A 14,592-nucleotide genomic window follows, 5' to 3' on the forward strand; every position below is an offset into this window, starting at 1 on the left:
GCCGGGGCGGGTGCAGGTGCCGGGGCGGCGGCGGGCGTCGCCTGCTGGGGTTCGTCGACGGTGATCCCGAAGTCGGTCGCCAGGCCTTCGAGTCCGCTGCTGTACCCCTGGCCCACCGCGCGGAACTTCCACGCGCCCTGGCGCCGGTAGAGCTCACCCAGGACGAAGGCCGTCTCGACCGAGGCGTCCGCGCTGTCGTACCGCGCGATCTGCGCCCCGCTCGCCGCGTCCACCACGCGGATGTTCAGTCCCGGCACCTGCCCGAAGGTGCCGCCGTCGGCCGAGGCGGCGATCACGATCGTTTCGATGGCCGGCTCCACGCGCCCGAGGTCCACGCTCAGGCTGTCGACGGTCTGCCCGCCCTCGGCTCGCTTGCCCTCGTACCGCACCGCACCCGACGTGTGCGCGGCCTGGTTGTAGAAGACGAAGTCCGCGTCGCTGCGCACCTTGCCGGCCGCGAGCAGCAGCGCCGAGGCATCGGCGTCGGGCACGCCGGGGCCCGACTGCCAGCCGATCTCGATCCGAACGGCGGGCGCGGGCACCGCAACGTTCGAGCCCTTAGGCATGGACTGCATGGACATTCGTGCCCCCACTAGCGCGTCGTCGCGTCGACAAGGTCCCCACCGGCGGGGCCACCGGGCATCGCCGCCGGTGGGACCCCGGATGTTCCCGCACAACTTAGCCCGACCGCCAGGTCCGGCGCTTCCGGTCTTCACGGCAAATTCCTGGCCGGCCGGTGGTGGTACGGCGGGATTCACCGTCGTACGGCGATGCGGCGTTCATGGCATGTACGCCGGGTCGTCATGGCGCATCCATCCGCGCGCGCGAGCCTGCGACACCCACAAGTGCCTTGCTCCCCCCACCACTTGGCTCCGCCGTTCGACGTTCACCGGTTCCGCGCGAGACATGAGGTCACCATGCCGACCCTCGGCCAGCTCTACCCGCAGCTCGACTCCGTCCAGCTGCCGGAGAACCTTCCGTACACCCAATGCAGCGCCTTCGAACTGCGCTTTCTCTACCTGCTCGGCAAGCACCGGCTGACCGGCGCACAGGGGGACCTGATCGAACTGGGCTCGGGCGGCGGGGGTTCCACTTACGCCGCCGCACTGGGTCTGAGCGAGAACCCCGAGTTCGACCGGAGTTCCGCGAAGCTGCACGCGTACGACTTCTTCCGCGTCGGAAAGGGCACTTTCGCCACCGAGAAGTTCTTCGCGGGCGGCAAGGCACCGGACGGGCAGAGTTCCTTCCTCGAGGACTTCCAAGAAGTCCTCGGCCCCTTCCTCGACTTCGTCGAGATACACGCCGGCGACATCTGGGAGACCTCCGACCCCCACGAGAAGCGGCCCATCGAGTTCCTCCATGTCGACATCGCCAAGACGGCCCGGGTGTGGACCTGTGTGGCCGAGCGCTTTCTGCCGCGTCTTCGGCCCGGATCGGTGCTCCTTCACCAGGACTTCGCCGGTCCGCGGCTGCCCTGGCTGCACTACAGCACCGGTGCACTGCTCCCCTACATCGAGATCGCGGGCCCGCCGATCCGCTCGACCCTGGCCTTCGAGGTCACCGAACGGATTCCGGACGAGGTGTTCCGGGCCATCGCCGAGGACGACTTCAGCATCGAGAAGAAGATCGATCTGATCTCCGCCGTACAGGAACAGATCGACCGCGATCACACGGACGGCATCCCTTTCCGGTCCGTACTGGAACTCGCCAAGGCCTTCGTGCTGCATTACGAGGGTGATCACCGACGGGCCTGGAAGATCGCGGAGCCGCTGACCGACGACGCGTATCTCGCCCGGACCCGCGCCGACCACTTCCGCCAGATCAAGGCCGAACTGCCCGCTCCGGCACCCGCCGTCCGGCGCTCCACCATGCGGCGCCGTCTGGGCCGGCTCGCCCGCAAGGCCGGGCTGCGCTGACGGCCAGTTACCGGATCCGGGTTCCCTGGTCACGGCGGCAGTCCGGCTCACCGTCCCGGGTGAACTTCCCGGGGGCGGCGAAGGGGGCAGCCGGCCACCCTTCGTGCGCCCCCTGTACGCGCCGGGCTCCCGCTCCTCGAGGCCGCCGGCTCGAACGGATCCGGAGCTTCGCCGCGCCACTTGTTCCTGCGGCCCGCGCCGCCCGAGTCCGAGGTTGCGCGGGCCGTGCCTGTCCCGTGGCCGGTTCCGTGAAACCAAACTGGACAATTGAGCGACATTTTGACCGTTCGGATGCGACTTCGGGGCCGCCGAGTTGAGCCCATGGCTCGCAAAGCGAAACGGGTGCGTCAAGTCCTGATGATTTCCACACAAGCCCCACCGATGTCAGGGCTATCCAACCAGCACATCGTGGGCTTAACTTATGTGCCATGACCTCCCCCCGCTCCACCTACGGCGGCGGTTACTACTCCGCGCCGTCCTTCCCGGACACCCCGATCTACGACTCCCTCGTGGCCGAGCGGGGTACGCCGCAGATCGCCCCGATCCGGGTGCCTTCCGCGTACGACACGTCGGGCAGCTACCTGCCCGCCCTGCCGGCCGCGCTTCCCGCGCTGCCGGCCGCCCCTTCGCCAGGGCCCGCGCAGCACTCGTACTCCTACGGCCAGCAGCAGGCGCCCCTGCAGCACGCGCCTGCCCCGTACATCCCGCAGCAGCCTTCGGTGCAGCGCGGCGGCTACGCCGGTGCGCAGCCCATGCCGCAGCCGCAGCGCCCGGTGGCGGGCTCCGGCTACGAGGCCATGCGGCCCGCCGCCCCGCGGCCCGCACCGGCGCCCGTGCCCTACGAGGACCCGTACTACCGCCAGCATCCTGGCGGCCGCGGTTACTGATCGACCGGCTGCGGGGGCCTGGGAGCGGACTGGCAGGATGGGTGTCATGCCGACCGCGACATCGCATTCGATGACACTGCATTCGATTCATGTGCACCCGTTGAAGGCGGCGCGAGGTTTCGCGCCGCCTTCAGCTGTGGTCGAACCCTGGGGTCTCGCCGGTGACCGGCGCTGGCTCCTGGTCGACACCGACGGTCGGCTGGTCACGCAGCGCGGGCAGCGTCAACTGGCTCTGGTCGAGCCGGAATTGACGACCGGCGGTGTGACGTTCATCGCGCCCGGACGCGCTACGCTGTCCGTCACCGTCCCCGCGTCCGACGAGACCGTGACGGTGGGGGTGTGGCAGGACAAGATCGAGGCCGTGCTCGCGGACGATGAGGCGCACGCCTGGTTCAGCGACTATCTGGGGACCGACGTCCGGCTGGTCCATCTCGACGATCCGGCCACCCGGCGGCCCATCGACCCCGAGTACTCCGAGCCCGGCGAGACGGTGTCGTTCGCGGACGGCTATCCGCTGCTACTCACGACGCTCGCCTCGCTCGACGCCCTCAACTCGCTGATCGCGCAGGGCGATCATGCCGATGAGGGTCCGCTGCCGATGAATCGTTTCCGCCCCAATGTGGTCATCGCGGGCACCGCCCCGTGGGCCGAGGACGACTTCCGGCGGGTCGCGATCGGGGAGGCCGTCTTCCGGTTCGTGAAGCCCTGCGGGCGCTGCGTCGTGACGACGACGGACCAGACGACCGCCGAGCGCGGCAAGGAGCCACTGCGCACGCTGGCCCGCCACCGCCGCTTCGACGACCAACTCGTCTTCGGCCAGAACCTGATCCCCGAGACCACGGGCACGATCCGGGTGGGGGATACGGTGCGGGTGCTCGACTAGCGGGCGCCTCCCTTGCGAGGGCAGCCGAGCCCGGCAGTACGCGTGCAGCTCAGCCCGCGCGGCCTTACCAGTACAGCCAAGCCCGGCGGTCTCCGCCGCCGGGCAGGCTTGCCAGCCGGTCTTCCCTGCCCGGGCGCGCCCATCAACCAGCCTGCCGGCGCGCGTACACCTCGATTTCGATCTTCATTCTCGGGTCGGCGAGGCCGCACATCAGCATCGTGGCGGCCGGGCGGATCTCGCCGAAGCAGCGGCGCAGGACGGGCCAGCAGGGCTCGAAGTCCTCGCGGTCGGGCAGCAGGTAGCGCACCCGCACCACGTCGGCGAACGTGCACTGCGCCTCGGTCAGTGCGGCCTCGATGTTGCGCAGGCACTGCTCGGCCTGTTCCACCACCTCGTCGGAGATCGTCATCGTCGCGTAGTCGAAACCGGTCGTCCCGGACACGTGCACCCAGTCGCCGTCGACCACGGCGCGGGCATAGCCGATCTGTTCCTCGAAGGCCGAACCGCTGAGGATCGCGCGTCGCTCTGTCATGCGCCGAACGCTAAGCGGGCCGAAACCGATACGTCTAATACGTCTGTACGGATGCTCTGATATCCCTAGGCGTATGGAGCGCCCCGAACTCCCCCTCCCCCAGCTGCACGCCTTCGTCGTCCTCGCCGAGGAACTCCACTTCGGCCACGCGGCCGCACGGCTCGGCATCGCCCAGCCGCCGCTGAGCCAGCAGATCCGCCGCCTCGAGGACAAGGTCGGCCACGCGCTGTTCACCCGGGCTTCCGGTGGTGTCGCCCTGACCCCGGCCGGCCGCGAACTCCTGCCCGCCGCACGGCAGTCACTCGCCGCCCTGGCCAACGGCCTGTCCGCGGCCAGGGATGCCGGCAGCGGCCGGGCCGGCCGGCTGCGGATCGGCTTCGCCGCCTCCCTCGCCCTGACGGTCCTGCCCGGCCTACTGCGCACGTATCGCGACCGATTCCCCGGCGTGCAGTTGGACATTCACGAGATGACCACCGCTCCGCAGCTCGCCGCCCTGCACGAGGGGAGCATCGACGTCGGCCTGGTACGCGAACCCCCGACCGACGAGCCGGAGCTCCGCTTCAGGACGGTGCTCAGCGAACCCTTCGTGGCCGTGCTGCCGTCCGCCCATCCACTGGCCGCCCAACGGACCGTACGAATCGCGCAGTTGGCGGACTCACCGTTCGTGCTCCTGCCCCGCACCGTCGGTCCGACCCTGCACGACCGGATCATCGGTCTGTGCACCGCGGCGGGATTCACCCCCGAGGTGGTCCAGCACACGGTGGAGTGGCAGACCGTGTGCGCGCTCGTGGAGACCGGTCTCGGCGTCTCCCTGGCGCCCGCGAGCATCCGGCGCATCCGCCTCAAGGGCGTCGCGTTCCGCACGCTCGCACCCGGCACCGCCCGCACACACGTGGCCGTCGCCTGGCGCGCGAACGACCACAATCCGCTGGTCACCCACCTGTTGGAGACCGTCAGTCAGGATCCGTCGGACGAGCACCGGCCCGGACGACGAGCCGCTCGCCCCTCCGCAGGGAGCCGCGAAACCTGACCCCGCTCTGGGAAACCGCAGGGGGACGGGGGAGAATCACAGACACGCGAAATGCCCCGCGGCCGTGGCGGGCCCGGGGCGATCAAAAGGGGCGCCATCGCAGGGATGACGCCGTCCGTTATGGGCACCTGTTGTACTGAACCGTGCCGTGCCGTCACCGCGGACACGGAAGGGGTGCGCAGTGTTGCAAATGATCACAGGACTGTGGCGCTGGCGGGGAAATCCGCTGCGCCGCGCGACCGACGCCCTGGAGGCCTGGGTCGCACTGTCCGCCTTGCTCGCCATGCTCCTTGTGGCACCACTCGTCGGGGCCGCGGTCGGGGCATCGAGCAGTGCGGCGCTCAACCGTGCAGTACAAGTTCAGCATGACTCCCGGCATCGTGTACAGGCGACGGTAGACAAAATCTCCGGGCTGTACCGCGTCGATCCCGACCCCGAGACCTCGAGCGACCGGGACACCGGTGCCCGCGTCCAGGCCGACTGGCAGGCCCCGGACGGCACATGGCAACACGGCTCCGTGGCCAGCGGCAGGGCCCACCCGCAGGTGGGCGACACGTTCACCCTCTGGGTCGACGACCAGGGCAAGCCCGTCGCACCGCCCATGGCCACCGGCACCGCCGGTGTCCATGCCGCGCTCGCCGGAATCGGTGCGGCCGGTCTCACGGTCGGCCTGATCGAGGGGCTGCGCCGGCTCGCCGTCTGGTCGATGCTGCGCCGCCGTTACGACCGGTGGGACACCGAGTGGGCGCAGGCGGGCCCCGACTGGGGACGTACCGGTACCGGCAGTTGAGGCCACCGGCCACGCTCGGCGGTGTGGGTTCCTCGTCACGGTGACGACCTGGCCGACCGGTCAATGCGGTCGTCGCGCGCACGCTACGGTGGTGCGTCAGACGCGACGAATACGCAGAGGTGGGGGCTAAGCAGCGCCATGGCTCAGGGCACGGTCCAGGTGACGCACACCGGCACGTCGCGGTGGCGGCGCCGCACCGGCGAGTACGCCTCCCTCGCCGCCGCACTGGAGGCGGCGGGCGACGGCGATGTCCTGACCGTCGCCCCCGGCACGTATCGCGAGAACCTGGTGGTGCTGCGGGCCGTGACCCTGCGCGGCCCCGAAGGCTCGCCCGGTTCGGTGCGGCTCGCGCCCGTGGACGGGGTGCCTTTGACGGTAAGAGCCTCCGCCGTCGTACAGGATCTGCAGCTCGAAGGACAGGACACGGCGGCGCCCGCGCTGCTCGTGGAGGACGGGGCGCCCCAGCTCGCGGATCTGCGGATCGTGACGCGCTCGGCCAGCGGCCTCGAAGTGCGCGGAGGCGCGCGGCCCACCGTGCGGCGCTGCACCGTCGACAATCCGGCCGGCATCGGGATCGCCGTACTCGACGGTGGCGGCGGGGTGTTCGAGGAGTGCGAGGTCGTGGCCGCCGGCCAGACCGGTGTCGTGGTGCGCGGTGGTGCGCACCCGCGGCTCGAACGCTGCCGGGTGCACCACGCCTCGGGCGCGGGCCTGAGCGTCACCGGGGAGAACTCGGCGCTCGAGGCGCTGGGTTGCGAGGTGTACGAGATCAAGGGCGCGGGCGTCCAGATCACCTCGCGGGCCACCGCACATCTCACGGACTGCGATGTGCACCGCACGACCGCCGACGGGGTCACGCTCGACACGGACGCGGTACTGACCCTCTCCGACTGCCGGTTGCACGACATCCCGGAGAACGCGGTGGATCTGCGCTCGCGTTCGGTGCTGACCCTGACGCGCTCCACGGTGAGCCGCTTCGGGCGCAACGGTCTGTCGGTGTGGGATCCGGGCACCCGCGTGGACGCCAACCAGTGTGAGATCCATGACAGTACGGGCGACTATCCGGCGGTCTGGGTCAGCGACGGCGCCACGGCCGTGCTCGATGCCTGCCGCGTCCACGATGTACCGGACGCCTTGTTCGTCCTGGACCGCGGCTCGCGCGTCGAAGTGGTCGACTCCGATCTCTCCCAAGTACGCAACACCGCCGTGTCGGTGAGCGACGGCGCCACCGCCCAGCTCGACGACTGCCGGATCCGGGAGGCGGCGACCGGCGCCTGGTTCCGCGACCACGGCAGCGGCGGCACGCTGTCCGGCTGCACCATCGACGCCGCGCAGACCGGCGTGATCGTCACCAAGGGAGCCGATCCCTCGATCGAACGCTGCACGGTGACCTCGCCCGCGGAGGCTGGCTTCTATGTGTCGGCCGAGGGCCGCGGTTCGTTCCACGGCTGCCGTGTGACGGGCAGTGGCGGCTACGGCTTCCATGTCCTCGACGGCTGCCGCACGACACTGCGCAAATGCCGTACGGAGCGATGCGCCCGCGGCGGGTACGAGTTCGCCGAGGACGGTCCGCAGGTCGAGGACTGCACCAGCGACGAGAGCACGGTCACCCGCCCCGCCGTCCAGGAGGGAGCGGTGCAGACGGCGACGCAGACCGCCGGGCTGCTCGGCTCGATCCCGGGGCAGCGCAGCACGGAGCACGAACCGTCACCGGTGCCGGTGCGCACGTCGAACGCCGTGCTCGGTGAACTCGACAAGCTGGTGGGCCTGGAGAGCGTCAAACGGGAAGTGCGGGCGCTCACCGACATGATCGAGGTCGGCCGCAAGCGTCAGCAGGCCGGACTCAAGGCGGCTTCCGCGCGCCGGCACTTGGTGTTCACGGGATCCCCCGGCACCGGAAAGACCACGGTCGCGCGTCTTTACGGGGAGATCCTGGCCGCCCTTGGAGTCCTGGACAAGGGCCATCTCGTCGAGGTGTCCCGGGTCGATCTGGTCGGCGAACACATCGGATCGACCGCGATCCGCACCCAGGAGGCCTTCGAGAAGGCCCGCGGCGGTGTGCTGTTCATCGACGAGGCCTACGCCCTGTCCCCCGAGGACTCGGGACGCGACTTCGGCCGCGAGGCGATCGACACCCTGGTGAAGCTGATGGAGGACCACCGCGAGGCGGTCGTCGTGATCGTCGCGGGCTACACGGCCGAGATGGAGCGCTTCCTGTCCGTCAACCCCGGTGTGGCCTCGCGCTTTTCGCGCACCATCACCTTCGGCGACTACTCGCCCGAGGAGCTGCTCAGCATCGTGGAGCAGCAGGCCGAGGAGCACGAGTACCGGCTCGCGCCCCACACCGGTGAGGCGCTGCTCAAGTACTTCACCGTGCTGCCGAAGGGCCCGGCGTTCGGCAACGGCCGCAGCGCGCGCCAGACCTTCGAGGCGATGGTGGAACGGCATGCGGGACGGGTCGCCCAGCTCGCCGAGGTGGACACGGACGACCTGACCCTGCTCTACCCTGAGGACCTGCCCGAACTGCCCTGAGATCCCTCGGAGTCAGGCCCGGGCTGGGACGGAACCGCACCGAGCCCCTGGGTCACGGCGGGCCGCAACCGCTGGAGCAGCTCCTCGCGCTCCTCGTCGAACGCGGGGTCGGCCTGGTATTCGGAGTGCCCGAGGATCGGCGCGGGCAGCGGATGCGTCTGCGTACGCCCGTACGCCAAGGGGTCCTTGAGCGGCGGATGGTCGACGGCCGGACCGCACTCTCCTTCGAGGCCGATCGGTCCGCCGATCGGATCGGTGGGCCGGTGCAGATTGCGCCAGCAGTCGACTTCGCGGTGCAGCGCGGTGAGTGCGGCGGGTCCGAAGTGGGCGGGGAACCAGCGCCCGTAGAGCCGCTGGAGCGGTGAGCCGTAGGTCAGCAACCCCACGCCCTTGCGGACCGCGGGGCTCAACTGCCAGGCGGCCGCGGCCGCGAGGACACTGCCCTGCGAATGCCCCGAGATGATCAGACGGCCCTCGGTCTTCTGCGTCCACGTGGCCATGCGCCAGGTGAGATCCGGCACCGCGCGCTCCGCGTAACAGGGCGGTGCGAACGGGTGCGCGGCCCGCGGCCAGAACGTGCCGACGTCCCACAGGATGCCGATAGTGCGGCGCGCGGAGGCGTCACGGTAGGCGCGCCGGCCCCAGGTGACGAACAGTATGAACCCGAAGCCGATCAGCCAGGATCCGAGCGCCTGCGCGGTCTGAGCGGCCCCACCTATGAAGCCGGGCGCGCCGGCCGCCGCCACTCCGGGCACCTCACCGGTCGTCCACGCCCCGGTCAGTGCGCCGGCGCCGAGCAGCAGCGTTATGGCCGCGACGCAGCCGATGAGCACCGGTGCGCTGTCGGTGAGGGCGGCGGTCGCGCGCACCCGGGCGATCTTCCGGGTGCGGGGCTCATGCGGCCGCTCCCCCGCGTACTCCCGTTCCACCCGGGCCTGTTCGAGACGGCGGCGGCGCAGCGTACGCACGCCGAAGACCAGGGCGAGCAGCAGCACCACGACGAGAAGCAGCGGGATCATGGCGGCCTGCCAGGACAGCAGGACGGGCGGGCCCGGCAGCGGTGCGTCGGCGTCGCCCGGTGTGGCCGACCCGTCCAGCCAGTCGCCGACGCGCTGGGCCACGCCGCCCGACATCACTGAGCCGAGCGCGCAGGCCAGCATCGCCACGCAGGGGCCGCCGAGGCCGCGCAGGGCCGTGCTCGCCAACCGGTCGCTGCGGTACAGGACGGCCGCGGCGACGGCGAGCGCCAGCACAAGCAGCCCCTGCACCAGCGTGATCCCGCCGAAGGTCTGGTCGCCGGGAAGCCGGCCGGACGAGACCCAGCCGGGGCGGTCCCACCCCGCGTACAGGAGACAGAGCGCGAGGACGGCGAGGCAGGCGAGCGGCAGGACGGTGACGACCATACGGTCGAGATGCGCGTCCACCGTCGTGTCCTTGCGGCCTCGGCGGCACAGCACATAGACGACGATCAGGCCGCCCGCGATCAGGACGCCTTCGAGCACCCGGCCCGCGCCGTCGAGCAGCGCGGGTCCGCCGGCCTCACGGTCGTGGCGGGCCGCGGAGGTGGCGACCGCCGCGGCGACCGTGAGCAGTCCGGCCGCGGTGTGCGCGGCGCGCAGCCGGGCCACGAAGGGGCGGCCGTACCAGAAGCCGGGCCGGGAGAGCGCGCTGCGGTGCGGGTCCTCGTCCTGTTCCCGCTGCTGCGGATACGGCTGCGCCGATTCGTATGCGCTCCAGGTGCGATGCGAGAGATACCAGAGCAGTCCGGTGAGCGCGGCGGGCACGAGCGCGGCGAGTGAGAGCCGGCGTCCGGGCTGGCTCCACCAGCCGCCGCCGGACACCTCGGGCGAGAGGAATCCCAGCCATGCGCGGTCGTCGGCGCAGGACGGGGTGCCCGCACACTGCCAGGCCGTCAGATCGAGCGCGACCTCGCAGGCCGCGGCGACCAGGAGCACGGTCAGGGTGAGGCCGACGAGCCGGACCAGGACCCCGTACACGCGGATGGTGCGTCTGCGCCCGCGCGAGCTCGGGCGCATCCAGTGCGCGAGGTTGGCCACCATGAACGGCAGCAGGAGCAGCCACAGCGCGCGGGCGCCGTTGCCTGAGGTCAGGCCGCACCAGACGTAGGCCTCGGCGACGGGTTTGTCCCGGTAGTCCTCGGGGCGCTGTTCGGCGTCCGCGTCATCGGTGCGGCGGTATATGGCCGCGGTGTCGTCGCCGGTGATCCGCACGGTGCGCGGGTCACCGAGCATCTTCTCGGGTGTGGCCCCGCCCACTCCGTGGACGAGCAGTTCAAGAGCGGTCTTCTCCGCCGTGGCACGCTGCACCGGTCAGCAGCTCCCCCGTGAGTCACCTACGTACTGAGCGAACGTGTGCGAGATCAGGATCCCGCCACCACCGGCCCGTGTGCACCCCTCGTCACGGAATCTCCCCGCCGTGTACGGTTCCGTTCCCTCCCTCGGACCGCGGGGACGAGGACGCGGTGTCACGTGCAAAGATGAGGGCTCTTTCGCCCGAGGGGCGACGCGACGGCAACAGGAGTGGGAGCGGGCGTGAGCGAGAACCAGAACCTCCTCGCGGAACAGCGCCGCGCCCTGATCCTCGACGAGGTCAGGCGCCGCGGCGGGGTCCGCGTCAATGAACTGACGCGCAAGCTCGGTGTCTCCGACATGACGGTGCGCCGCGACTTGGACGCGCTGGCCCGTCAGGGTGTCCTGGAGAAGGTGCACGGCGGCGCGGTGCCGGTGGTCGAGGCGTCCACGCACGAGCCCGGGTTCGAGGCCAAGTCGGGACTCGAACTCAGCGCCAAGGAGGACATCGCGCGCTCGGCCGCCGAACTCGTGGCGCCCGGCAGCGCGATCGCCCTGTCCGGCGGTACGACCACCTTCGCACTGGCGCACCGGCTGCTCGACGTCCCGGATCTGACCGTGGTCACCAACTCGGTGCGGGTGGCCGACGTGTTCCACGCGGCGCAGCGCGCCGGCAGCCAGGGACAGGGCGCGGCGACGGTGGTGCTGACCGGTGGCGTGCGCACTCCGTCGGACTCGCTGGTAGGGCCGGTCGCGGACCAGGCGATCGGCACGCTCCACTTCGATCTCCTCTTCCTCGGCGTTCACGGCATCTCCATTGAGGCCGGGCTGTCCACGCCGAACCTCGCCGAGGCCGAGACCAACCGCCGTCTGGTGCAGTCCGCGCGCCGTGTCGTGGTGGTCGCGGACCACACCAAGTGGGGCACGGTGGGCCTGAGTTCCTTCGCGCAGCTGGAACAGGTCGACACCTGGGTCACGGATGCGGGTCTGCCCGGCGAGGTGCGCGAGGAGATCGCGGACCGGGTGCAGCGGCTCGTGGTCGCGGGCAAGGACTCCGAAGAGACGCAGAGCTGAACGACCGCGCGGGCCGGGGCAGTTGCCGTCTGCGAACTGCGCCATGGCCAGTCGGTCGGCGAGTGCGGTCCTTCCGCATCTGACACACCCTCAGCTATGGTGACCGGGCCCGGCCCACGGGCGCTGAGCTGCTGGATTCAACTGGGGGGATTCCCATGGCACGCCGACTGAGCCCGGTGGGGCTCGACTTTCTCGAGGTGGCGCCCGTACGTCTGGTGTTCGCGCGCGAGATCAGCGCGACGCCCGCCGAGGCGTACCACGCGATAGCCGAGGAAGTGGAGTCCCTGCCCACGTGGTTCCGGTCGGTCAAGCGGGCCACTCCGCACGACGAGGGTGCTCGGCGCACCGTTCAACTGGCGGGCGGTATCCGCTTCGAGGAGACGATCCTCGCCAAGGAGCCCGACGAGGTGTACGCGTACCGCGTGGACGAGACCAACGCCCCGGGCGTGCGTCATCTCGTCGAGGAGTGGCGGATCACTCCGGCCGGGACGGGCAGCCGTGTCCAGTGGACGTTCGCGGTGGACGGCGCGGCTCCGCTGCGCGCGTTCTTCAAGATCGCGTCGCCGGGGCTCGGCACGGCCTTCCGCGGAGCGGTGTCCTCGCTCGACAAGCAGCTCACCAAGGCGCGGACTTCGTAGCTCTTCGCCGGGCAACGCAGCTTCCCGAGTACCTTCTGCGCATGCTGTTCTACGTGCACGCCACAGACGCTCCGGATGTCCAGGACCGGATGATCGCGCAGGGCGAGGCGCACTGGTCATACATGGACCGCTTCGCCGACCGGCTCGTCCTGCGCGGTCCGACGCTCTCGGCGGACGGCGAGGAGCACACCGGCAGCCTGCATGTCGTGGAGGTGGCGGACCGCGCCGCCGCCGAGCGTTTCGCGACGCAGGAGCCGTACTGGATCAGTGGTCTGTACCGGGACTTCACCGCGGACCGGATCATCGTGCGGCAGCAGGGCGAGATCAGCCGCGACGAGGACGCGACGCTGGTGACGGCCCGGTGGAGCGCACGGCCGCTCGACACCGGCGAACCGAAGCTTCCCCATGACGTGTTGGGCTTCTTCGGCCTGCTCGTCGATGACGAGGGCGTACGGTCCACCGGTTGTGCCGCCGTCGTACGCACCCTCGTGGACAAGGAAGTTCAGGCCCTCGTCGACGAGATCGCGGACGAGGGCGTGACGGTCACGGCGCGGCGTTGGTGCCGGGGCGGACGCGCCTGAGCAGTCACCCGCCGCGGGGCAGGGCCCGCCGCGTCAGCTGGGCCAGATGCCCGTCTCCAGGAAGGACTCGATGGCGGCGCTGTACGGGCCGATGTCCAGGCCCTGTTCGGCGAGCCAGCTGTCCGAGTAGTACTTGTCGAGATAGCGGTCGCCCGGGTCGCAGATGAGGGTGACGACACTGCCCTTCTCCCCCGCGGCGACCATCTCGGCGATGATCTTCAGCGCGCTCCACAGGCCGGTGCCGGTCGAGCCGCCCGCCTTGCGGCCGATCGCCGACTCGAGGGCGCGTACGGCCGCGACGCTCGCCGCGTCGGGCACCTTCATCATCCGGTCGATCGCTCCCGGCACGAAGCTGGGTTCCATCCGCGGTCGGCCGATGCCCTCGATACGGGAGCCGCAGTCGCTGGTGCAGCCCGGGTCGCCGTTCAGCCAGCCTTCGAAGAAACAGGAGTTCTCCGGGTCCGGTACGCAGATCCGGGTGTCGTGCTGCATGTAGTGCACATAGCGCGCGATCGTCGCCGAGGTGCCGCCGGTGCCCGCCGTGGCCACGATCCAGGCCGGCTCCGGGTAGCGCTCCAACTTCAGCTGCTGATAGATCGATTCGGCGATGTTGTTGTTGCCGCGCCAGTCGGTGGCCCGCTCCGCGTACGTGAACTGGTCCATGTAGTGGCCGCCGGTGCGCTCGGCGAGCGCGGCCGCCTCCTCGTACATGGCGCGCGAGTCGTCCACGAAGTGGCACTGCCCGCCGTGGAATTCGATGAGTCGGCACTTCTCGGCGCTTGTCGTACGCGGCATCACCGCGATGAACGGCACCCCGATCAGCTTCGCGAAGTACGCCTCCGACACGGCGGTCGACCCGCTGGACGCCTCGATCACGGGGGCGTCGGGACGGATCCAGCCGTTGCACAGTCCGTAGAGGAACAGCGAACGGGCCAGGCGGTGCTTGAGACTTCCCGTCGGGTGGGTCGACTCGTCCTTGAGGTACAGGTCGATGCCCCACTGCTCCGGCAGCGGGAAGCGCAGCAGATGGGTGTCCGCCGAACGATTCGCGTCCGCCTGCACCTTGCGCACGGCCTCTTTCAGCCAGCGCCGGTACGCGAGATCGCTGCGGTCCACGTCGACGGTGGACATCACCGCTGAGGTCTGAGGCTTCTCCACCGTGCTCACCGCGGACGCTCCCTTGGTTGCCGCATACCTGCCGGGTCTCCCGGCAGGCCCTTCCGGCCCGCTGAAAACGTCTCGGCGAAGCCGTTGCTCCGCCTCAAGCATAGACATCCAACCCACGCTTCTCACCTGCACAAACACCCCTTTGGGGAGCCCAAAGGCACCCTTGGGGCTCCCCATTCGCACGCCCGCCATGCGCAACCGGGGCACAGGTGCGCGACGTCCTGAGGGGCACTGGTGCTCGAGCCGTATCGCG

13 protein-coding genes are annotated in these 14,592 nt (G+C 70.4%); 9 read left to right on the forward strand and 4 right to left on the reverse strand.

Annotated elements, in window-relative coordinates; genetic code table 11:
• Nucleotides 1–566: TerD family protein (locus G6045_RS00005; protein WP_165329742.1), on the reverse strand; the 566-nt coding region annotated here is incomplete at its 3' end.
• A 351-nt stretch (nucleotides 567–917) separates the two neighbouring features.
• Here G6045_RS00005 and G6045_RS00010 point away from each other — a divergent pair.
• From G6045_RS00010 to G6045_RS00020, 3 genes are all read left to right on the forward strand, one after another.
• Nucleotides 918–1,916, forward strand: coding sequence for a class I SAM-dependent methyltransferase (locus G6045_RS00010; RefSeq protein WP_165329606.1), 999 nt, complete (start codon nucleotides 918–920; stop codon nucleotides 1,914–1,916).
• 428 nt (nucleotides 1,917–2,344) lie between these two features.
• On the forward strand, nucleotides 2,345–2,803 hold the full coding sequence (locus G6045_RS00015; protein WP_165329607.1) for a DUF6643 family protein: 459 nt from the start codon (nucleotides 2,345–2,347) through the stop codon (nucleotides 2,801–2,803).
• Nucleotides 2,804–2,873: 70 nt separating this feature from the next.
• Nucleotides 2,874–3,686 (forward strand): MOSC domain-containing protein, encoded by an 813-nt coding sequence (locus tag G6045_RS00020; protein ID WP_408056281.1) that lies wholly within the window; start codon nucleotides 2,874–2,876, stop codon nucleotides 3,684–3,686.
• Between the two features lie 142 nt (nucleotides 3,687–3,828).
• On the opposite strand, the gene G6045_RS00025 is transcribed toward G6045_RS00020, so the two are convergent.
• On the reverse strand, nucleotides 3,829–4,218 hold the full coding sequence (locus G6045_RS00025; RefSeq protein ID WP_165329609.1) for a RidA family protein: 390 nt from the start codon (nucleotides 4,216–4,218) through the stop codon (nucleotides 3,829–3,831).
• A gap of 73 nt (nucleotides 4,219–4,291) precedes the next feature.
• Between G6045_RS00025 and G6045_RS00030 the strand changes: the two genes are divergently transcribed.
• The 3 genes from G6045_RS00030 (at nucleotide 4,292) to G6045_RS00040 (ending at nucleotide 8,570) form a co-directional block, all read left to right on the forward strand.
• Complete coding sequence (locus G6045_RS00030; protein ID WP_165329610.1) at nucleotides 4,292–5,248, forward strand: LysR family transcriptional regulator; 957 nt, start codon at nucleotides 4,292–4,294, stop codon at nucleotides 5,246–5,248.
• A 190-nt stretch (nucleotides 5,249–5,438) separates the two neighbouring features.
• Nucleotides 5,439–6,038, forward strand: coding sequence for an Rv1733c family protein (locus G6045_RS00035; protein WP_165329611.1), 600 nt, complete (start codon nucleotides 5,439–5,441; stop codon nucleotides 6,036–6,038).
• A gap of 138 nt (nucleotides 6,039–6,176) precedes the next feature.
• Entirely contained in the window at nucleotides 6,177–8,570 is a 2,394-nt protein-coding gene (locus G6045_RS00040) for a right-handed parallel beta-helix repeat-containing protein (RefSeq protein WP_165329612.1), read from the forward strand.
• Here the strand turns inward: G6045_RS00040 and G6045_RS00045 are convergent.
• The gene (locus G6045_RS00045) at nucleotides 8,540–10,822 is read right to left on the reverse strand and encodes a hypothetical protein (protein ID WP_235967338.1); all 2,283 of its coding nucleotides are present in this window, start codon (nucleotides 10,820–10,822) and stop codon (nucleotides 8,540–8,542) included. The two genes, G6045_RS00040 and G6045_RS00045, sit on opposite strands and share 31 nt — an antisense overlap.
• A gap of 300 nt (nucleotides 10,823–11,122) precedes the next feature.
• Here G6045_RS00045 and G6045_RS00050 point away from each other — a divergent pair, with 300 nt between their 5' ends.
• The 3 genes from G6045_RS00050 (at nucleotide 11,123) to G6045_RS00060 (ending at nucleotide 13,172) form a co-directional block, all read left to right on the forward strand.
• Entirely contained in the window at nucleotides 11,123–11,953 is an 831-nt protein-coding gene (locus tag G6045_RS00050; RefSeq protein ID WP_165329613.1) for a DeoR/GlpR family DNA-binding transcription regulator, read from the forward strand.
• Nucleotides 11,954–12,108: 155 nt separating this feature from the next.
• Complete coding sequence (locus G6045_RS00055; RefSeq protein WP_165329614.1) at nucleotides 12,109–12,591, forward strand: SRPBCC family protein; 483 nt, start codon at nucleotides 12,109–12,111, stop codon at nucleotides 12,589–12,591.
• 41 nt (nucleotides 12,592–12,632) lie between these two features.
• Complete coding sequence (locus G6045_RS00060; RefSeq protein ID WP_165329615.1) at nucleotides 12,633–13,172, forward strand: YciI family protein; 540 nt, start codon at nucleotides 12,633–12,635, stop codon at nucleotides 13,170–13,172.
• A gap of 33 nt (nucleotides 13,173–13,205) precedes the next feature.
• Here G6045_RS00060 and cds1 read toward each other — a convergent pair whose 3' ends face one another.
• Entirely contained in the window at nucleotides 13,206–14,303 is a 1,098-nt protein-coding gene (gene cds1, locus G6045_RS00065) for an L-cysteine desulfhydrase Cds1 (RefSeq protein WP_165329743.1), read from the reverse strand.
• Between the last annotated feature and the right edge of the window lie 289 nt (nucleotides 14,304–14,592).

This window comes from Streptomyces mesophilus (assembly GCF_011044995.1).
GTDB lineage: Bacteria > Actinomycetota > Actinomycetes > Streptomycetales > Streptomycetaceae > Streptomyces > Streptomyces mesophilus.

What these genes read in the sequence shown, in the direction of transcription:
- G6045_RS00020 (WP_408056281.1), top strand. Translation starts at nt 2,874, where the DNA reads ATGACACTGCATTCGATTCATGTGCACCCGTTGAAGGCGGCGCGAGGT.
- G6045_RS00060 (WP_165329615.1), top strand. Translation starts at nt 12,633, where the DNA reads ATGCTGTTCTACGTGCACGCCACAGACGCTCCGGATGTCCAGGACCGG.
- G6045_RS00045 (WP_235967338.1), bottom strand. Translation starts at nt 10,822, where the DNA reads ATGCTCGGTGACCCGCGCACCGTGCGGATCACCGGCGACGACACCGCG.
- G6045_RS00055 (WP_165329614.1), top strand. Translation starts at nt 12,109, where the DNA reads ATGGCACGCCGACTGAGCCCGGTGGGGCTCGACTTTCTCGAGGTGGCG.
- G6045_RS00030 (WP_165329610.1), top strand. Translation starts at nt 4,292, where the DNA reads ATGGAGCGCCCCGAACTCCCCCTCCCCCAGCTGCACGCCTTCGTCGTC.
- cds1 (WP_165329743.1), bottom strand. Translation starts at nt 14,303, where the DNA reads ATGTCCACCGTCGACGTGGACCGCAGCGATCTCGCGTACCGGCGCTGG.
- G6045_RS00040 (WP_165329612.1), top strand. Translation starts at nt 6,177, where the DNA reads ATGGCTCAGGGCACGGTCCAGGTGACGCACACCGGCACGTCGCGGTGG.
- G6045_RS00025 (WP_165329609.1), bottom strand. Translation starts at nt 4,218, where the DNA reads ATGACAGAGCGACGCGCGATCCTCAGCGGTTCGGCCTTCGAGGAACAG.
- G6045_RS00010 (WP_165329606.1), top strand. Translation starts at nt 918, where the DNA reads ATGCCGACCCTCGGCCAGCTCTACCCGCAGCTCGACTCCGTCCAGCTG.
- G6045_RS00015 (WP_165329607.1), top strand. Translation starts at nt 2,345, where the DNA reads ATGACCTCCCCCCGCTCCACCTACGGCGGCGGTTACTACTCCGCGCCG.
- G6045_RS00035 (WP_165329611.1), top strand. Translation starts at nt 5,439, where the DNA reads ATGATCACAGGACTGTGGCGCTGGCGGGGAAATCCGCTGCGCCGCGCG.